Origin of the sequence: Sulfurimonas sp. HSL3-1, from assembly GCF_039645995.1 — a bacterium.
GTDB classification, from domain to species: Bacteria; Campylobacterota; Campylobacteria; order Campylobacterales; family Sulfurimonadaceae; genus Thiomicrolovo; species Thiomicrolovo diazotrophicus.
On the sequence record NZ_CP147920.1, the window covers coordinates 568,068 to 586,388 of the forward strand.

The window sequence follows — 18,321 nt, forward strand, 5'->3', positions numbered from 1 at the left end:
AATAAGGGAGATTGGGGCAGGAGAAGGGCTCTTTGAAACCGAATGGGGCAGCTTAACTTCTCTCTTTCAGGATGGTTATGCCTTCAACGACGTATAATTCCACACTTCGTTTTTGTATGCGGCCCGCACACAGTGTCTTAAGCGAAAGCAAACGGTGGGCTAAATACCATATAAGAACAGCAAAAGAGAGAAGGCAGACAAGATGATAAATGCGGAAGCACTGGAAGCATTAGGCATTAAGAATACCCAAGAGATTTTTTATAACCTTTCCATGGACGATCTGATCGATCATGAGCTCAAGAACGGCGAGTGTCATATGACCAGCAGCGGCGCGACCACGGTCGATACCGGTATTTTTACCGGCCGCAGTCCCAAGGATAAATTCTTTGTTTTTGAAGAGCCTTCCAACAAGTATATCGCCTGGGGCGACGTAAACCAGCCTGTTTCCAAAGCGGTGTTCGATGAGGTTTATGCCGTCGCCATCGAACAGCTTTCCGGCAAAAAGCTCTATGTCAACGATCTCTTCAGCGGCGCCAGCGCCTCCAGCCGCCGCAATATCCGCTTCGTCTCCGAAATCGCATGGCAGTCTCACTTCGTTCGCAACATGTTTATTGTGCCGCAGGCGGAGGAGCTTTCAGGGTTCACCCCCGATTTCACACTGCTCAATGCCTGTAAAGCTGTCAATGAAAAGTGGGAAGAGCATGGGCTCAATTCCGAGGTATTTGTCCTGTTCAACGTTGAAGAAAATATTGCCATCGTCGGCGGTACTTTCTACGGCGGGGAGATGAAAAAAGGAATCTTCTCCATGATGAACTATTGGCTGCCGCTTGAAGGCAAGATGGCCATGCACTGTTCCGCCAACGTCGGCAAGGACGGGGATACGGCGCTCTTCTTCGGGCTTTCCGGTACAGGTAAGACGACCCTCTCCACCGACCCGAACCGCGCGCTGATCGGTGATGATGAACATGGCTGGGATGACGAAGGGGTTTTCAACTTCGAAGGCGGTTGTTACGCCAAAGTCATCGATATCGATCCGAAGAACGAACCGGAGATCTACGCAGCGATCCGCCGCGGTGCCCTGCTGGAGAACGTCGTCTTCGACGAAGAGGGTGTGGTGGACTACGGTGATGGCAGTAAAACGGAAAATACCCGCGTCTCCTACCCGATCGAGCACATCCAGAACCGCCAGCAGAACCTGATGGCCGGGCATCCTAAAAACATCATTTTCCTGACGGCGGATGCCTTCGGTGTACTGCCCCCGGTCTCCAAGCTCACCAAAGAGCAGGCGATGTATTACTTCCTCAGCGGCTATACGGCCAAGGTTGCAGGTACCGAACGTGGGATTACCGAGCCGGTCGCGACCTTCTCCGCCTGTTTCGGCGAAGCATTCCTGCCGCTGCACCCGACGGTCTATGCGAAGCTTCTTGGTGAGAAGATCGACAAACACGGCGTCAATGTCTACCTGGTCAATACCGGCTGGACGGGAGGCCCATACGGCATCGGAAGCCGCATGAGCATCAAGGATACCCGCGCCTGCATCAATGCGATTCTTGACGGTTCCATCAACGACTGCGAGTTCGATACGACGCGCACCTTCCGCCTCCAGGTTCCGAAAGCCCTCGGCGATATCGATCCGAAGGTTCTGAATCCGCGCAACGCCTGGGACAACAAAGCGGAGTTCGATGCCGCTCGCGATCGCCTGGCGGCGATGTTCATCGACAACTTCCACAAATACGAAGAGGGTAGCGGCCACGAATTCGACTACCACGAAGCCGGACCGAAGATCGAGTCCTGATATGACGGCGGGGGTCTCCCCGTTGACCTTTCCTTCTTCTCTTTAGAGTATAATCCCCCAAATTTCTTTTTCGGACACTATATGGAAGATATGTTCTCCAACTTGACGACGTATGGCTATATTGCCCTTTTTCTCTACTCGCTCGGTGGCGGCTTCGTCGGCCTGATGGCAGCCGGGGTCCTCTCCTACATGGGTAAGATGGATCTTGCCACTGCTCTGGCCGTTGCAATGGTCTCAAACTTCCTGGGAGATACGCTGCTGTTTTACATGGCGCGCTACCATAAAAAAGAGGTGTTGAACTATTTTCATAAACACCGCCGCAAACTGGCTCTGTCGCATATGCTGATGAAAAAGCACGGCAGCTGGATCATCTTCATGCAGAAGTTTGTCTACGGCATCAAAACGTTGATACCGCTGGCCATCGGTATCACGAAGTATGACTTTACGCGCTTCTCCGTTCTCAACTTTTTCGCGGCGCTGCTCTGGACGCTGGTCGTCGGGCTGGGAAGCTACCTTGCGGGCAAACCGATCATGGGGGTGTACGAGGCGATCGTCGAACGTCCCTATATCGCGCCGCTGATCATCGTTGTGTTGGGTGGGCTCATCTGGTTCTACCTCAGCCGGGCAACAAAGAAGCGGGTTTAGAGCTGCCGGATCTTGGCGATCTCGTCGCGTAGACGTGCTGCCTCTTCAAACTCCAGCTTCTTGGCTGCTTCTTTCATCTTCTGGTTCAGTTCGGCCAGGATCTTTTTACGTTCGGCGGCCGGCATCTTCTCCATTTTCTTGCGTTTGTTGTAGAGTTTGCCCGTCTCTTCGAGCTTGAGGTTTTCGTCGAGCTTGCGTTTGACGGTCGTCGGCGTGATGCCGTGAGCCTCGTTGTAGGCCATCTGTTTTTCGCGGCGCTGGGTCGTGGTGTCGATGGCGGCCTTCATGGAACGCGTGGTCTTCTTGGCGTAGAGGACGACGCGCCCTTCGGCATTCCGCGCCGCGCGGCCGATGGTCTGGATCAGGGAGGTTTCCGAGCGCAGGAAGCCCTCTTTGTCGGCGTCAAGGATGGCGACGAGGCTCACCTCCGGCAGGTCCAGCCCCTCGCGCAGAAGGTTGATCCCTATGAGAACGTCAAACTCCCCCAGCCGCAGGCTGCGGATGATCTGGTTGCGTTCGATGGCATCGATATCGGAGTGCATGTACTGCACCTGGATGCCGAGGTCGGCCAGGTAGGTGGTGAGCGACTCGGCCATCTTCTTGGTCAGCACCGTGACGAGAATACGGTCGCCCTTCTCGACGGTCTTTTTGATCTCGTCGTGGAGGTCTTCGACCTGGTTGTCCGAATCCTTGATGACGATCTGCGGATCAAGCAGCCCCGTCGGGCGGATGATCTGCTCGGCTTTGACGGCGCTGAGCTCCAGCTCGACTTCGGCAGGGGTGGCGGAGACGAAAAGGTAGTGGGGCGCTTTGTTGATAAATTCCTCGTACTTGAGCGGCCGGTTGTCCAGGGCGCTGGGGAGACGGAAGCCGTATTCGACGAGCACCTCTTTGCGGCTGCGGTCGCCGGCGTACATCCCGCGGAACTGTGGCAGGGAGACGTGGGACTCGTCGACGATGATCATATACTTGTCATGGTTGATTGAGAAGTAGTCCAGCAGGGTGTAGGGGGCTTCGCCCGGCTTTTTTGCGGTGAGGTGGCGGGAGTAGTTCTCGATTCCCTTGCACATGCCGACGGTCTCCAGCATCTCCAGGTCGAACTCGGTGCGCTGCTTCAATCGCTGCGCCTCGACGATCTTTTCGTTGGCGAGCAGATTGTCCAGCCGTTCGCCGAGTTCATCCTCGATCGTCTTCACGGCCCGGGAGAGTTTCTCCTGCCCGACGGTGAACTGGCTTGTGGCGTAGACGGTGACCTTCTCTTTCTCTTCGAGCTTTTTGTTGGCGATCACCTCGAAGGTGTAGATGGCTTCGATCTCGTCGCCGAAGAACTCCACCCGGATCGCCTCGTCCTCGAGGTAGGGCGGATAGATGTCAAGTACGTCGCCGCTGACGCGCAGGTGACCGCTGTCGAAGTAGGTGTCGTTGCGGCTGTAGCCCATTTCGACGAGCCGCAAGAGCAGCTCCTTCTGCCCGATCTCCTGTCCGACCTCGAGGATCTGGACCATCTTGGCGTACTCCTCCGGATCCCCCAGACCGTAGTTGGCGGAGACGGAAGCGATGACGATGACGTCGTCGTAGCTGAGCAGATTGGCTGTGGCCGATAGGCGGAGGCGTTCGAGCTCGTCGTTGATGGAACTGTCCTTTTCAATAAAGAGGTCCTGGCGTGGAATGTAGGCTTCGGGCTGATAGTAGTCGTAGTAGCTGATGAAGTATTCGACGTGGTTGTTGGGAAAGAAGGCCTTGAATTCACTGTAGAGCTGAGCGGCGAGGGTTTTGTTATGGGTCATGATGATCGTCGGAAGCTGGGTCTTTTCAATGACCTTGGCCATCGTATAGGTCTTTCCGCTGCCGGTCACCCCTTCAAGGGTCTGGTAACGGTGCCCCTGGAGGACGCTCTTGGAAAGGGTGTCAATCGCTCCGGGCTGGTCTCCTGCCGGTGCATACTCGGTGACGACTTCAAATCTGCCCACGCATCATCCTTTACTCTTATCTCTTTGTGATAGAATTATAGCCAAGCGCGGCAGGGAACGTTCCCGCCGTACAAACGTGAGAAACAGGACAGAGAAATTATGGAACAGCAAGGACAAAGCGTGGTTGACAGACTCGGCGGAAAAATTTCACAGGTTATGGCGCAGCTGCAGGCACTCAAAGAGGAAAATGAGGTTCTGAAAAACGACCTGATGAACCAGCAGACGCAAAACGAAGCCTACCGTGGCCAGATCGAACGCCTCGAAGCGGACAATGCAGCCAAAGAGCGCGAGATCGAAGAGATCGTCAACAAGATCGAGAGTATTCTCGGATAAGCCGGAGGCCCCGGCAAGCGTATGAGCAAAAAAGTCTCCCTCACCGTCAACCGCAGCCGTTTCGACATTGACCTCGATGACGCTTTCGCGGATTTCTTACTTGAACAACTCGATAAAGATTTTAAACTTGATGCCAATAATGATCTGAAAATACTGCTACAGGCGTATGTGCGCAAAAACTATGAGCTGTTCGAGCTCGAAAGCAGACTTGAAACGATATTGGCAACAGTAGACGGTAAAAAATAAACAAATCCATTAATCTTTCTATAAGTAAGAAGATTACATAATAACATCAGGTTACGAGTGTGGCCAAAACTTAAGTTAAGGAGTCTCTTATGAAAAGAGCTGGTTTTACAATGATCGAATTGATCTTCGTTATCGTTATTCTTGGTATTTTGGCGGCAGTCGCCATTCCGAAACTTGCTGCAACACGTGATGACGCAAAAATCTCGTCAATCATTGGAAATGCAAGAACGCTGATTGGCGACATTACCGCGAAGCGGACTGCGTTAGGTCAAAATGGAATGATGGGGGAGCCCTATACAGGTATTTCGAGTGTTCCTGCACAGACAGCTTGTACGGTTCCACCTACCCCTTTCGCAGCCGCTGCCGTGTTAGCTGGCACCTCTGCATTGCTGTGTGACACTACTATTGCCTGTGTCACAGTTGCATTGGATGGAAATGCTTCTCAAATTACAGTAACGACTGCAGCAGCAGGTGCAAGCACTGTTTGTGATGGTGTCAGGGATGATCCGGCGATTCAAGCCTATGTGACTGGTAGCCCGCTTGATATTGGTGGATCACAGGTCGTACGCTAATAGCTAAAAATACTTCTCGAGCAGATGCTCGGGAAACATCCCTCTTTTCAAACTATCTGGTTAAAATCAAAATTATACTCACTGAAACAGTTATTGCCTGTTCACTTTATGCTTTCGTTATATGTAATTCATAATAGTTGGTGGTATAATAAAATTATAGGAGTTTGCGATGAAGAGAACTGCCTTTACAATGATAGAATTGATTTTTGTTATACTCGTGTTGGGTATATTAGCGGTCATTGCGATTCCAAAATTGGCTGCGACGAGGGATGATGCCGAGATTTCAAGAATGGCGACAGATATCATGACGGGTAGCTTTGAATGTGCTGCATATGTTGTGGCAAGGGGCGCAGTTGATCCGACGATGTCGAATATGTCACGAGCCATCAAGAACCTTCTGATTGCAGGAAAAGCAACGGAATCACCACGGCATGTCTCTTTCATCATGGGCACTATTCCCAATTGTGTCATGCTTGATATCAATCAAAGCACTGACGGGAATGTGGAGCAAATTGAGCTGAGCTATGTAGATGGGAGTAGTGACCGTCTCTGCGAGGGGTTGCAGGACGTTATTGACGAAGGGAAATTTCCCATTCCATTGAAAGGAAGAACCATTGTACGCTAAACGATATGGATTTACAATGATCGAACTGGTTTTTGTTATTGTCGTACTGGGGATTTTGGCGGCTATTGCCATTCCAAAGTTCGCAGCGACAAGAGAGGATGCCCAGATATCCAAAGGGGCGGCAGATGTCGCTGCGATCCGTTCCGGGATTATTTCTGTACGTCAGCAATACCTCCTGCGAGGGCAGACGTCCTACCCCTCTTCGCTGAGCGGTGCAGGCGTTGCAAGCGGGAAACTGTTTGACGGAAACGGAACGGGGACAATCCTGATGTATGCAGTGACACCAAAGACGGCCGGAGGCCATTGGCGTGGAGCAGATCCGAATTATATTTACCAGGTTGGTAATGTAAACTGCAGCTTTACATATACTCCTGCAAACGGTACGTTTAATCTCACAACTGCCGGTCAGGACTATTGTGACGGGCTTGTCGGCAATTGATGTCGTTGCGGCCATCGTGAAACTTTTTTCTCTCCTTTCACGATAGCCAATGCCCTATTTCGAACTTTCTCTTTTAAACACCCCACTTGCTGCACTGACTTACGCGTCTGAAATACCCTTGGAACAGGGTCAGGTCGTTGAGGTGTCGCTACAGTCTAGAAAGCGCCTCGGTATCGTAATAAAGCAGGTAGATCGGCCTACCTTCGAAACCGAAGAGATCACTGCGATACAAAGCACTTATTTCAAAAATTGGCAAATCGAATTCGCAAGATTTATCTCCGAATACTATTTTTGTTCTCTGGGGGAAGCGCTGGGCCTTTTTGTCCCTTATGACGGTTTGTCAGACGAAGCAGGTATGACGCTGCACGGTTCTATTGTACTATCGAAACGCCAGGAAGAGGCGTTTGGTTTTCTGAAAAAGCATCCGGTCTCCCTGCTATTCGGCGATACCGGCTCGGGCAAAACAGAGATATATATGAAGTTTTTCGAAGAGATGCTTGCGCAGGGGAAACGCTCCTTGTTCCTGATGCCGGAAATTTCGCTGACACCGCAGATGCAGAAGCGCCTGGAGGCGCATTTCGGGGATGCCGTGGTGATGTGGCACTCGAAACTGACGAAGAAGCAGAAAGAGAAGGCGCTTGAGAAGATCCGTAGCGGAGAGGCCGGGATTATCGCCGGGCCACGCTCGGCGCTTTTCCTTCCCGTTGACGATCTCGGAGTGATCGTCGTCGACGAGGAGCATGACGATAGTTACAAATCTTCATCGCGGCCGCGCTACCATGCCCGCGATATGGCGATCTACTACGGTAAACTGCTCAAGGTCCCGGTCGTGCTCGGCAGTGCGACCCCTTCGCTCAGTTCCTATGTGAAATTCCCCCACTACCGGCTCAAAGGCGGGCATTTTCAGAGCGAGAGGCGCTTCGAGTTCGAAGCCCATGCCGAGGGGATTACGCCGAAGATTGAATCGGCGATTGAGGCGGTTGTGGCGCAAAAAGAGCAGGCAATGCTCTTTATCCCGACCCGGGCGAACTTCAAGTATCTCATCTGCAGCAGCTGCGGCTATACCTATGAGTGCCCCTTCTGCAGTGTCGGGATGAGCGTACACCGCTACCGCCGCCAGGTGCGCTGCCATTACTGCGGCTACGCCGAAGCGATCCCCCAGCACTGTCCCGAATGCCAAACCGGCGACCTTGTCAGTTCCCGTCTGGGCACGGCGGAAGCGGTCGAATATTTCCATGAGCAGCGGCCGCAGTGGCGGGTGGCGCAGTTCGACCGGGACAAGATCACAACTCAGAAAAAGCTCAAGGAGCTGCTGCACGCTTTTAACGAACACGAGATTGATCTGCTTGTCGGGACGCAGATGCTCTCCAAGGGGCATGATTACCATGCGGTGACGCTCGCGGTCGTTTTGGGTCTGGACAATCTTCTTAGCCTCAGCGATTACCGAGCACGGGAGCGTGCATTGTCGCTGTTGCTGCAAATTGCGGGGCGCAGCGGTCGTAAAAAGGCGGCACGTGTCATCGTGCAGACCTTCAATGCTGAGTTCTTTTCTGCCTACGTCGATACGTATGAGCGCTTCCTGGAAGAGGAGAAACTCTTCCGGGAGGGAATGTACCCACCCTACAAGAAGCTTTGCCGGGTCCTCTTTGCCCATAAAAAAAGCGAGAGCGCCGAAGCGGCGATGCGTCAGATGGAGACGGGGCTCAGCGCATTTAAGAGTGTTGAGATCGTCGGTGCGGGCAAAGCACCGATCGAAAAGATCGCGGGGAAATACCGTTATCAAATCCTGCTGCGCGCCGATAAGAGCACCGATCTGATCCGGGCGCTCAAAACGACGAAGGTGCCGCTGGCGGAGATCGACATGGATCCCATCGAGTTCGGCTAATATCGATTTGAAAGCTCAAACTAACGCCCATCTGGCTAAAATCCCTCTATGATTAAGCGCTATCCTACCAAGCAGATTTATGTCGGAAATGTCCCCGTCGGCGGGGATGCGCCTATTTCCGTCCAGTCGATGACCTACAGCCGTACCCGCGACGTCAAAGCGACGGTCGAGCAGATCAATCGCCTCCATTTTGCGGGGTGTGACATTGTGCGTGTCGCCGTCCCGGATATGGAAGATGCGCTGGCACTCAGATCGATCAAGGAAAGGATCTCGCTGCCGCTTGTCGCCGATATCCACTTCAACTACAAACTGGCCCTCGTGGCGGCGGAGGTCGTCGACTGCATCCGCATCAATCCGGGTAATATTGGTGAAAAAAGCAGGGTAAAGGATATCGTCAAAGCCTGTCAGGAACGCAACATCCCGATCCGCATCGGCGTCAATGCGGGCAGCCTGGAAAAACAGTTCGATGCGCAGTACGGTCAGACGGCGGAGGGGATGGTTGCCTCGGCGGAGTACAATATTAAATTTCTCGAGGACCTCGGCTTTACCGATATCAAGGTTTCCCTCAAGGCCAGCGACGTGCAGCGTACCGTAGAAGCATACCGCCTGCTGCGTCCGAAGAACAACTACCCCTTCCATCTTGGGGTGACCGAGGCGGGCACGAAGTTCCACGCGACGGTTAAGAGCGCCATCGGACTGGGTACGCTGCTGCTGGACGGGATTGGCGACACGATGCGGGTCTCCATCACCGGTGAGCTCGAAGAGGAGATCAACGTCGGCCGTGCCATCCTCAAAGACTCCGGCGCGGCGGGCGAGGGGCTCAATATCATCTCCTGCCCGACTTGCGGCCGGATCGAGGCGGACCTGGTGAGTGCGGTGGACGAGATAGAGCGGCGGACCAAGCACATTAAGGCCCCGCTCAATGTCTCCGTCATGGGCTGTGTCGTCAATGCCATCGGCGAAGCGCAGCATGCCGACGTTGCAATTGCGTATGGCAAGGGGAGCGGCCTGGTGATGGTCAAAGGTGAAGTCGTTGCGCGCCTGGAGGAGAAAGAGCTTGTGGACAAGTTCGTCGACGAGGTCGAGAAGATGGCGGAAGGGAACGAATAATGGAAGAGAAACTCTACAACCTCGCCTTTGAAAAGGCGGTGCTCAGTTCAATCATCTTCGAACCCTCCCAGTTCGAGGAGCTCGAAGCGATTCTGAAGTCCGAGGATTTCTACCTGCCGGCACACCAGGATATCTACGGTGCCATCGTCACCCTCTCCCGCCGTGACGAGCCGATCGACGAGGAGTTTATCCGCAAAGAACTCAACACGAAGAAAAAGTTCGACGAGAACGTGATGCTTGAGATCCTCTCGGCCAACCCGATCTCGAATACGGCGGCCTATGTCAAAGAGCTGAAGGACAAATCCCTCAAGCGCCATCTGCTGACCCTGACGACGGAGATCAAGAAGGTTGCGCTCGAAGAGGAGTGGCCCAGCAGCGAAGTCGTGGACATGGTCGAGAAAAAGCTCTACGAGATCACCCAGGATTCGCAGACAAGCGACTTCAAAGACGCCGAGTCGGTCACCATCGATACGATGCGCTACATCGAAGAGATGAAAGCGAGGGGCAACTCCGTGCTCGTCGGCGTCGATACTGGGTTCGCCGAACTTAACAAGATGACGACGGGCTTCGGCAAGGGGGACCTCGTCATCGTCGCAGCGCGTCCGGCGATGGGGAAGACCTCCTTTGCGCTCAATATGGTGCAGAACTTGCTCAAAAAGGGTAAAGGGGTCGCTTTCTTCTCCCTGGAGATGCCGGCAGAGCAGCTTATGCTGCGTCTGCTCTCCGTCGATACCTCCGTACCGCTGCAGAAACTGCGTGTCGGGGATATGAACGACGAGGAGTGGACAAGACTCGGCCAGGCGGTCGAGCGGATGCAGTCGAGTAAACTCTTCGTCGACGATCAGGGTTCGGTCAATATCAATCAGCTCCGCTCCCGCCTGCGCAAGCTCAAGGGGCAGCACCCCGAGATCGAGATGGCCGTCATCGACTACCTTCAGATCATGAGCGGCACGGGAACACGGGACCGCCACCTGGAAGTCAGCGAAATGTCCCGGGGGCTGAAGATGCTGGCGCGTGAGCTGGAGATGCCCATCGTCGCACTCTCCCAGCTCAACCGCGGCCTGGAGTCGCGCAACGATAAGCGCCCGATGCTCAGCGATATCCGCGAATCCGGCTCCATCGAACAGGATGCCGACATCATTCTCTTCGTCTACCGCGACGACGTCTACCTCTACAAAGAGGAGAAAGAGCGTGAAAAGGCGGCGAAGGCCGAGGGCAAGGAGTTTACGCCTACTTATGTCGAAAAAGAGGAAGAAGAGGCTGAGATCATCATCGGCAAGCAGCGTAACGGTCCGACGGGCCATGTCAAACTGCTCTTCCAGAAGCGGCTGACCCGTTTTATCGACATGCCGACCTATAACGCGACGGAGATCGTCTACGAGAATGTCGATACGTCGAGCGCTCAGATGGACGTCGGCACGGTTTCGATGCCGACGATCTGATACTCCGACACTCCCGCTTCAAAAAGTTTTGATAGAATATCTATAAACCAAAATAGTTATTCTATATGAAACTAGAGCCCCCTTCTCTTTTAAGCTCCCCACGGGAAGTTGCACTTTTTCTGGGTTTCGTGACCGTTGTATTTCTTCTCTCCCTGGGCGGGGAGTATCGCGCCTATAAGCGACTGACCCGTTATGACGATGCGGTGATCTCTGCGACCGTCGAGCAGCAGTATGAAAAACGCAAGGCGGAGCGGACCTACCAGGTGCTGAAGCTGCGCAGCGAGGCGGGTGCCTCCTTTTATATGACGGCCCCGGCGGCCCTGCGGAACCTGCAGGGGTATGGGGTACGGGTCTGGCTGCGAACGGACCGGTTGGATTTCAGGCACTATCTCAGCGGCTTTTTCGCCCATGGCGCTGTCGATGCCGTCATGCCGCAACGGCAATGGAAGTTTCGGGCGGGGGAGTGGTTCGCCGCTCAGCATGACGAGGGACGAAGCGGAGCGCTTTTTGCCGCGCTTTTTACGGCAACGCCGTTGCCGCCCGCGTTGCGAACGTCGCTGGGGCAGCTGGGTATCAGCCACCTGCTTGCGATCAGTGGTTTTCACCTGGGATTGCTCAGCGTGCTTCTTTTTACACTGCTCCGTTTTCCCTACCGGGCCCTGCAGTCGCGCTGGTTTCCCTGGCGCAACGCGCACAGGGATCTGTTCGCTGTCACGGCCATCATACTGTTGGGCTATGCCCTCTTTTTGCAGCTGCCGCCCTCCGTGTTACGTGCCTTCGCGATGATGCTCATCGGTTTTTTTCTTTATGACCGCGGCCTCCGGCTGCTCTCGTTCCAATCCCTGATGATCGCCGCCGTACTTTTGATCGCCCTCTGGCCGCGGCTGCTTTTTTCCGTCGGGTTCTGGCTCTCCGTGGCGGGGGTTTACTACATTTTTCTTTTTTTGCACACTTTCGCCGACCGGGGCAAAATATTCACCTTCGTCGGGATGCACGTGTGGGTCTACCTCATGATGCTGCCGATCGCGCTGGCAATTTTCGGCACCTTCTCGACCCTGCATCCGCTCTCCGTCCTCTGGACAATGCTCTTTATACCCTTCTATCCGTTGGCACTGCTGCTGCACGCAGTCGGTGCGGGAGGTGTTCTTGATGCACCGATCGTCTGGATTCTCGGACTGCCCGTGTCCGCGGTCAGGGTAGAGACAGGGTGGTGGCTGCTGATCTCCTGGGGCGTTCTAAGCCTGCTTGCGCTTCCATCCAAGACGGTCAAAATGCTCCTGCCCTTTCTGGCCGCGGCGGTATTTGTAGGCGCGGTCTATCAGGTAGCATAGCTTGAGGCCGTAGACGAAGATGATCCACGAGGTGTAGATCCAGATGAAGGTGAAGAGGACGATCGAGAAGGAGCCGTAAACGGTCGAATAGGTCTTGTTGTAGAAGATGTAGTAGACGAAACCGTTCTTGGCCAGCGTCCAGACGGCGGCGATGATAAAGGAGGTGATAAAGGCGGCCTTAGTGTCGACGTTGGTGTTGGGCGAGATCTTGTAGATGATGAAGAAGAGCATCCAGACGATGATGTAGGGGAAGATGCTCACCAGGTTGAACCATGCCGTCGCCCCGTACTCGCCGAGTACGGCGGCGGCCCGGGTCGAGAGGTAGATGGAGAGACCGAAGGCGATCGGGCTTAATGTCACCAGGGTCCAGTAGGTCGTGACGGATTGCCAGATGGAACGGCGCTTGGTATGGAAGACCTTGTTGACGATGTACTCGTAGTTCTCGAAAAAGAGCATGGAGGCGACGACGATCATCACGGAACCGACGACGCTGAGCTTGACGGCGTTACTGAGAAACTCGTCGATATACTGGGAGATCTGTTCGGACTGTACGGGCAGAAGGTTCTCGATGAGAAAGGTCTTCAGATCCGCGTAATACTCCTGGAAACTCGGCATCGTGACCGCGATGGAGAGAATGATCATCAGTAGTGGTATGACGGTGAAGATCGTGTAGAAGCTGAGGCTCGAAGCGTAGTAGGTCAGCTCGGAGTCAAGGAGCTGGTTCCAGTAGTAGCGGGCGTGCCGCCTGAAGCGTTTCCAGGAGTAGCGGTGGATGTTCTCTTGCATACGAAAATTGTAGCACAAAGCACTTTACGGAAGCGGTGCAGGGGGGGCACCGGGAGAGGCGGTTTAGTCGAGCCCCATTTTGTTCGGGTTGAGGATATTGTTGGGGTCGAAGGCTTTTTTGATCGCCTTGAAGAGATTCATCTCCTCGTCGGTGAAGGCCATGCCCATGTAGGGGGCCTTCGCCAGGCCGATGCCGTGTTCGCCGCTCAGCGTCCCGCCCATATCGATGGTGGCCTGGAAAACCTCCTCGATTGCTTTGTAGCCGATTTTGACCTGTTCGGGGTCCTTGCCGTCGACCATGACGTTGGTGTGGACGTTGCCGTCGCCCGTGTGGCCGAAGCAGGGGATGTTGATGTCGTATTTCTCGGCGATGGCGTAGAATTTCTCGAGCAGTCCCGGCAGGGCGGAACGGGGGACGGTGACGTCCTCGTTGAGTTTCTTACTGCCGTAGACGGCGAGGGACTGGCTGGCGTTGCGGCGCGCAAACCAGAGGTCTGCCGCTTCGGCCTTGTCCTTGGCAATGACGAAGTCCGAACAGCCGTTCTCGCGGAAAACCTTTTCGATCTGGGCGAGCTGGAAATCCAGGTCGGGTTCGAGATTGCCGTCGACATCGGTGACGAGGATGGCGCCGGCGTCGACGGGCAGCCCTTTGCTGAAGGTCTGTTCGACGGCACGGATGGTGAGGTTGTCGAGGAACTCCATCGCCACCGGCGTGACGCCCGAGGCCATCGTTTTGTAGACCGCTTCCATCGCTTCGGTGACGGAGGGAAAAACCCCCATCGCCGTCTTCGTCATTTTCGGTTTGGCGATCAGCTTGAGGGTCACTTCCGTCGTGACGGCGAGGGTCCCCTCCGAGGCGATCAGGATCCCGGCGATATTGTAGCCTGCGACATCCTTGATGGTTCGTTTGCCCGCCTTGACGACGTCGCCGTTGGGCAGTACGGCACGGATGGCCATGACATAGTCCTTGGTGATGCCGTATTTGGCCGCGCGCATGCCGCCGGCGTTCTCAGAGACGTTGCCGCCGATGGTGGAATAGTCCTGGCTGGCCGGGTCCGGCGGGTAGAAGAGTCCGACCTCTTCGACGGCGCGCTGCAGGTCCATGTTGATGACCCCGGGCTGGACGACGGCGACCATGTTCTGCATGTCGATCTCGAGGATCTTGTTCATATGTTTTTCAAAGGCGAGGACGATCCCGCCGTGGCTCGGAAGGGCCCCGCCGGTGAAGCCGCTGCCCGCACCGCGTGGAACGATGACAATGCCGTGTTCGTCGCAGTAGCGCAGGATGTCGCTGACGTCCTGCTCATGGCGCGGGAAGAGGACGGCATCGGGTTCGAAACGTTCGCGGGTCGCATCGTAAGAGTAGGCGAGAAGATGCGCTTTGTCGCTGTAGATGTTGTCGTCGCCGACAACGGCGGCAAAGTGCTGCAGGTGCTTGGGATCGATCATGGCTGGCCCTTCAGGTCAAATTCGTCTAATAATTGCTTATCGGCGCTTGGATGTGACTGAATAAAGTCGTATAGTTTCTGCGAGTGCGGGTTGTTTTCAACGAGCAGTTCGAGGTAGTGGGGTTCATAGGCATCGAGCCTGCCGCTGCCGCTGCCGAACCAGTTGGCATCGATCTCTTCGACCCGGGTGTAGAAAGGGAGCTGCGGCTTGTCGTAGCTAAGCCCCGCCTCGGTCATCTGCAGCAGGCTCAGGCTCTGGCAGTCCAGGGTGAAGAGGGTGTCATCCAGGTAGAGAAAGAGCAGGCCCGTCGTGGCGACGGTGCAGAAGCCGGCCAGGTCTTCCTTGAGCGGCGTCGGATGTCCCCGGTAAGAGAGGTAGGTCGCCAGAGTATCGGGATGCATCCAGTCGACACTGCCGAGCTGTTCCGTCAACTTGAAGTAGGTGGCACGCGTCGGGGCGATCAGTACGCCGCGGGTGTAGGCGAAGGCGAGGATGAGCTCGTCCCCCGCATGGGGCTGCCACTCGCCGCGGGGCAGGGAGTTTTGCTGCAGACCGCTGTATTCGGAAAAAGCGACGGTGAGAATGCCGGCCGCATCGTCATACTGCTCAGCGACGGCATTGGCGATGATCGCACTGTGCTTCGGTGTGAAGTGGCGGACGACAAAACCGCTGACACCCGGTTCGACGCGCGCCGTCTTGATCGTACCGGTCTCGTTCTCGGCGGAGACGCTTTCGAGGGAGAGGTGCAGTGCGCCGGCATGAAGAAACCCTAAAAATAACGGAAGAATATAGAAGACTTTTATCACTGAAAACCTTGGCAATCTAAATGGGAAAAAATTATAGCCTAGCCTTGATAAATGGGCTCTTTATACCCTTTAGAGCTGGGCTTTAGGACGAATCTGCTACCCTTTCACATCCGTTGGATGGAGGTGAGATTTGGTTCGGGTCTTTTGGCTGCTTTTGGCGCCCCTGGTGTTGTTGGCGTCGTCGGTGGAAACGTACAAATGGAGCGAGGGTGAGAGCTATCTGATGTTCTTGGAGCGCCTCCATCTTCCGCAGGCGCTTTATTACGATATCGACAGCGACGATCAGAAGCTGACGGAGGAACTTCGCACCGGCATGCCCTATCAGGTGATGCATGATAGCAATGGCACGATCGAACAGGTGCTCATCCCCGTCTCCGACGAACTGCAGCTGCATCTCTACCGCAAAGCGGGCACCTTTGCCTTCGAAGCGATCCCGGTGATTGCGTCGACCAAGCAGGAGTCGATCACGCTCTCCATCGAAAACTCCCCTTATTACGACATACTCAAAGCGACAGGCTCCCGCTCATTGGCGCATGCCTTCGTTGCGGGCTTCAAAAACTCCCTGAACTTCCGCCGGGATCTGCGCAAAGGGGACCGGCTGGTGATGGTCTATACGCAGAAGTACCGCCTCGGAAGCCCCTTCGGCATGCCGGAGCTGAAGGTCGGTATGATCGAAATGCGGGGGAAACGGCACTCGGTCTACCTCAACAGCGATGAGCGCTATTATGATGAAAAAGGGCGCCAGGTAGAGGGATTCCTGCTCTCCAGACCCGTTCGAAACGGCCGGGTGAGTTCCGGGTTCACGCTGCGGCGCTACCATCCCATCCTCAAACGTTACCGCGCGCATCTCGGGGTGGACTATGCCGCCCCCCGTGGCACGCCGATCGTGGCCGCCGGCAGCGGTACGGTCATTTTTGCAGGACGCACCCGGGGGTATGGGAAGCTGATCAAGATCCGTCACAGCGACGGGTATGTGACGCTGTATGCCCACCAGAAGGCGTTCAGACGCGGCATTCATAGCGGCATGCGCGTCAAACAGGGGCAGGTGATCGGCTATGTGGGCAGTACGGGGCTTTCGACCGGACCGCACCTCCATTTTGGCCTCTATAAGAATGGCCGGGCGATCAATCCGGCACGGGTAGTCCAGGTGACAACGAAACAGCTCGGCGGTAAGGCACTTAAAGCCTTCAAAGGCCGGATGGCAAGTCTTGATACCCAGGTCGAGGAAGTACTTGCGCATCCGACGGAGGCCGTGAAAGTAGAGACGATCGATAACGCCTGCTATATCGATCCCGAAAGCTGCCGTCCGCTGAAAGGGGGGAAGATCAATGAAACACATCAGTGAGATCAAGCACGCCTTCGAGCAGTTCCTGCTGGCCAAGACGGAACATCTTCCCCATGCCAGCGAGATCGCTTACCTGCTTAAAAACGTTCACCAGGAGAACCCCGAGGATTTCCGGGGAATGCTTGGCCGGATCCCTCAGGATGTCCGGGGAGAGGTCCTGCTCGAACTGCCCGAAAAGCTCAAAGAGGAGGCGATCGAGTGTTACTCCAGCGAAGAGCTCGCTGAAGCAGTCGAGGGTCTGGATTCGGATGACGCCGCAGAGCTGATCGAGGATATCGTCGATTTCGACGAGGATAAGTCCGAGGCCGTTTACGAAAAGCTCGACGAGGAAGACCGCGAAGATATCGACAAGATCCGCAGCTACGAAGATGACCAGGCCGGGGCATGGATGCAGACGGAGCTCTTCGAAGCGACCCTTGACGAGACGGTACGCGATGCGATCGCCCGGCTCAAACGCCTGAAAGAAGAGGGCGAACTGGAGAACGTCCACCAGCTCTACATCGTCAATGACGAGCACCGTCTGGTTGCGACGCTTGCACTGGAAGATATGATCCTGATGGACTTCGAACAGACGTTCCGTGCGCAGATGGGACCCAAAGAGTTCCGGTCGGTCGAAGCGACCGATGACATCGACGAAGTAGCGACGATCTTCGAACAGTACGACTTCGCCGTGCTGCCGGTCGTCGACCATGACAGCCGACTTGTCGGGCGGATCACTTCGGATGATATCTTCGACGTCATCGAAGAGCGCGCCACCGAGCAGATCTATAACCTCGCCGGGGTCAACGACGAGGTCGAGCAGGAAGAGGATATTAAAGGGGTTTTCAAAAACCGCGCAAGCTGGCTATTTGTCAACCTCCTGACGGCCATCCTCGCTTCGGTGGTCATCGGCCTCTTCGATGCGACGATCGCCGCCTATGTCCCGCTGGCGATTCTGATGCCCATTGTCGCGTCGATGGGGGGCAATGCGGGCACGCAGACCCTGACGGTTATGGTACGCCAGATGGCGCTGGGGGACATCGAGTTCGGCAATGCCAAATCGGCGCTCTACAAGGAGATTGCCGTTGCGCTGCTCAACGGGCTGCTCTTTGCCCTGATTATGGGGCTGATCGCCTGGGCCTGGTTCCAGCTGCCGCTGCTGGGGGTGGTCATCGGGATGGCGATGATCATCAACCTCTTTATTGCCGGCTTTTTTGGCGCGTCCATCCCCCTGCTGCTCAAGCGGCTCAACATCGACCCGGCGGTCGGCTCGACCGTTTTGCTGACGACGGCGACGGACGTCTTCGGCTTCTTCAGCTTCCTCGGCCTCGCCAAGATTATCCTTCTTTGATTTTTCATTGAAGGGTTTGGCTCCCTCGTAAACATTTCTATAAGATCATTGATATTTGACGGTGCGGAAGAGCGCCATAGATGCATGCCCCCGAGGTAGTACATTTATGGCATGAGTCCATTGCTAAAGCAGGCATAGCGTCAGCGAAGTAGCCGAGCTTTTCAAGTAAATATCGCGAGGCGAAGGGTCGCTTTTACAGTTTGTAAAAATAA

At 55.2% G+C, this 18,321-nt stretch carries 17 protein-coding genes; 13 read left to right on the forward strand and 4 right to left on the reverse strand.

Annotation, left to right across the window (positions count from 1 at the left end; translation table 11 throughout):
• Positions 1–202: 202 nt before the first annotated feature.
• Both pckA and WCY31_RS02945 read left to right on the forward strand, forming a co-directional pair.
• A complete protein-coding gene (gene pckA, locus WCY31_RS02940) occupies positions 203–1,795 on the forward strand; it encodes a phosphoenolpyruvate carboxykinase (ATP) (protein WP_345973062.1) in 1,593 nt (530 codons plus the stop codon).
• A gap of 81 nt (positions 1,796–1,876) precedes the next feature.
• Entirely contained in the window at positions 1,877–2,440 is a 564-nt protein-coding gene (locus tag WCY31_RS02945) for a DedA family protein (protein WP_345970762.1), read from the forward strand.
• On the opposite strand, the gene uvrB is transcribed toward WCY31_RS02945, so the two are convergent.
• Complete coding sequence (uvrB, locus tag WCY31_RS02950) at positions 2,437–4,410, reverse strand: excinuclease ABC subunit UvrB (protein WP_345973063.1); 1,974 nt, start codon at positions 4,408–4,410, stop codon at positions 2,437–2,439. The genes WCY31_RS02945 and uvrB overlap by 4 nt on opposite strands.
• Before the next feature lie 120 nt (positions 4,411–4,530).
• Here uvrB and WCY31_RS02955 point away from each other — a divergent pair, with 120 nt between their 5' ends.
• From WCY31_RS02955 to WCY31_RS02995, 9 genes are all read left to right on the forward strand, one after another.
• The gene (locus WCY31_RS02955; RefSeq protein WP_345970765.1) at positions 4,531–4,743 is read left to right on the forward strand and encodes a hypothetical protein; all 213 of its coding nucleotides are present in this window, start codon (positions 4,531–4,533) and stop codon (positions 4,741–4,743) included.
• Between the two features lie 21 nt (positions 4,744–4,764).
• Positions 4,765–4,989, forward strand: a complete 225-nt coding sequence (locus WCY31_RS02960; protein WP_345970767.1) for a hypothetical protein — start codon at positions 4,765–4,767, stop codon at positions 4,987–4,989.
• 89 nt (positions 4,990–5,078) lie between these two features.
• Positions 5,079–5,561, forward strand: a complete 483-nt coding sequence (locus tag WCY31_RS02965; RefSeq protein ID WP_345970768.1) for a prepilin-type N-terminal cleavage/methylation domain-containing protein — start codon at positions 5,079–5,081, stop codon at positions 5,559–5,561.
• 169 nt (positions 5,562–5,730) lie between these two features.
• Complete coding sequence (locus WCY31_RS02970) at positions 5,731–6,186, forward strand: prepilin-type N-terminal cleavage/methylation domain-containing protein (protein WP_345970769.1); 456 nt, start codon at positions 5,731–5,733, stop codon at positions 6,184–6,186.
• A 16-nt stretch (positions 6,187–6,202) separates the two neighbouring features.
• Positions 6,203–6,625 (forward strand): type II secretion system protein, encoded by a 423-nt coding sequence (locus tag WCY31_RS02975; RefSeq protein WP_428837494.1) that lies wholly within the window; start codon positions 6,203–6,205, stop codon positions 6,623–6,625.
• Positions 6,626–6,674: 49 nt separating this feature from the next.
• Entirely contained in the window at positions 6,675–8,510 is a 1,836-nt protein-coding gene (locus WCY31_RS02980; RefSeq protein WP_345973064.1) for a primosomal protein N', read from the forward strand.
• A 48-nt stretch (positions 8,511–8,558) separates the two neighbouring features.
• Positions 8,559–9,620 carry a flavodoxin-dependent (E)-4-hydroxy-3-methylbut-2-enyl-diphosphate synthase gene (gene ispG, locus WCY31_RS02985; protein WP_345973065.1) on the forward strand — a complete coding sequence of 354 codons (1,062 nt, stop codon included), beginning with the start codon at positions 8,559–8,561 and terminating at the stop codon, positions 9,618–9,620.
• Positions 9,620–11,062, forward strand: a complete 1,443-nt coding sequence (locus WCY31_RS02990) for a replicative DNA helicase (RefSeq protein WP_345973066.1) — start codon at positions 9,620–9,622, stop codon at positions 11,060–11,062. The genes ispG and WCY31_RS02990 overlap by 1 nt, the downstream gene beginning before the upstream one ends.
• Positions 11,063–11,190: 128 nt before the next feature.
• Positions 11,191–12,393, forward strand: a complete 1,203-nt coding sequence (locus WCY31_RS02995) for a ComEC/Rec2 family competence protein (RefSeq protein ID WP_345973067.1) — start codon at positions 11,191–11,193, stop codon at positions 12,391–12,393.
• Here WCY31_RS02995 and WCY31_RS03000 read toward each other — a convergent pair.
• The 3 genes from WCY31_RS03000 to WCY31_RS03010 form a co-directional block, all read right to left on the reverse strand.
• Positions 12,298–13,179: a YihY family inner membrane protein gene (locus tag WCY31_RS03000; RefSeq protein ID WP_345973068.1), complete on the reverse strand. Its 882-nt coding sequence runs from the start codon at positions 13,177–13,179 to the stop codon at positions 12,298–12,300. The two genes, WCY31_RS02995 and WCY31_RS03000, sit on opposite strands and share 96 nt — an antisense overlap.
• 63 nt (positions 13,180–13,242) lie before the next feature.
• Positions 13,243–14,628: an FAD-linked oxidase C-terminal domain-containing protein gene (locus WCY31_RS03005; RefSeq protein ID WP_345970776.1), complete on the reverse strand. Its 1,386-nt coding sequence runs from the start codon at positions 14,626–14,628 to the stop codon at positions 13,243–13,245.
• Complete coding sequence (locus tag WCY31_RS03010; RefSeq protein ID WP_345973069.1) at positions 14,625–15,434, reverse strand: plasminogen-binding N-terminal domain-containing protein; 810 nt, start codon at positions 15,432–15,434, stop codon at positions 14,625–14,627. Before WCY31_RS03010 ends, WCY31_RS03005 begins: the two co-directional genes overlap by 4 nt.
• 130 nt (positions 15,435–15,564) lie before the next feature.
• Between WCY31_RS03010 and WCY31_RS03015 the strand changes: the two genes are divergently transcribed.
• Positions 15,565–16,779, forward strand: coding sequence for a peptidoglycan DD-metalloendopeptidase family protein (locus tag WCY31_RS03015; protein ID WP_345973070.1), 1,215 nt, complete (start codon positions 15,565–15,567; stop codon positions 16,777–16,779).
• Entirely contained in the window at positions 16,763–18,109 is a 1,347-nt protein-coding gene (gene mgtE / locus WCY31_RS03020; protein ID WP_345970779.1) for a magnesium transporter, read from the forward strand. Before WCY31_RS03015 ends, mgtE begins: the two co-directional genes overlap by 17 nt.
• Positions 18,110–18,321: the final 212 nt, after the last annotated feature.

Excerpts from the sequence above, each read along its gene's own strand:
- pckA (WP_345973062.1), top strand. The coding sequence starts at position 203 with ATGATAAATGCGGAAGCACTGGAAGCATTAGGCATTAAGAATACCCAA.
- WCY31_RS02945 (WP_345970762.1), top strand. The coding sequence starts at position 1,877 with ATGGAAGATATGTTCTCCAACTTGACGACGTATGGCTATATTGCCCTT.
- WCY31_RS02960 (WP_345970767.1), top strand. The coding sequence starts at position 4,765 with ATGAGCAAAAAAGTCTCCCTCACCGTCAACCGCAGCCGTTTCGACATT.
- WCY31_RS02965 (WP_345970768.1), top strand. The coding sequence starts at position 5,079 with ATGAAAAGAGCTGGTTTTACAATGATCGAATTGATCTTCGTTATCGTT.
- WCY31_RS02970 (WP_345970769.1), top strand. The coding sequence starts at position 5,731 with ATGAAGAGAACTGCCTTTACAATGATAGAATTGATTTTTGTTATACTC.
- WCY31_RS02975 (WP_428837494.1), top strand. The coding sequence starts at position 6,203 with ATGATCGAACTGGTTTTTGTTATTGTCGTACTGGGGATTTTGGCGGCT.
- WCY31_RS02980 (WP_345973064.1), top strand. The coding sequence starts at position 6,675 with ATGCCCTATTTCGAACTTTCTCTTTTAAACACCCCACTTGCTGCACTG.
- ispG (WP_345973065.1), top strand. The coding sequence starts at position 8,559 with ATGATTAAGCGCTATCCTACCAAGCAGATTTATGTCGGAAATGTCCCC.
- WCY31_RS02990 (WP_345973066.1), top strand. The coding sequence starts at position 9,620 with ATGGAAGAGAAACTCTACAACCTCGCCTTTGAAAAGGCGGTGCTCAGT.
- WCY31_RS03000 (WP_345973068.1), bottom strand. The coding sequence starts at position 13,179 with ATGCAAGAGAACATCCACCGCTACTCCTGGAAACGCTTCAGGCGGCAC.
- WCY31_RS03005 (WP_345970776.1), bottom strand. The coding sequence starts at position 14,628 with ATGATCGATCCCAAGCACCTGCAGCACTTTGCCGCCGTTGTCGGCGAC.
- mgtE (WP_345970779.1), top strand. The coding sequence starts at position 16,763 with ATGAAACACATCAGTGAGATCAAGCACGCCTTCGAGCAGTTCCTGCTG.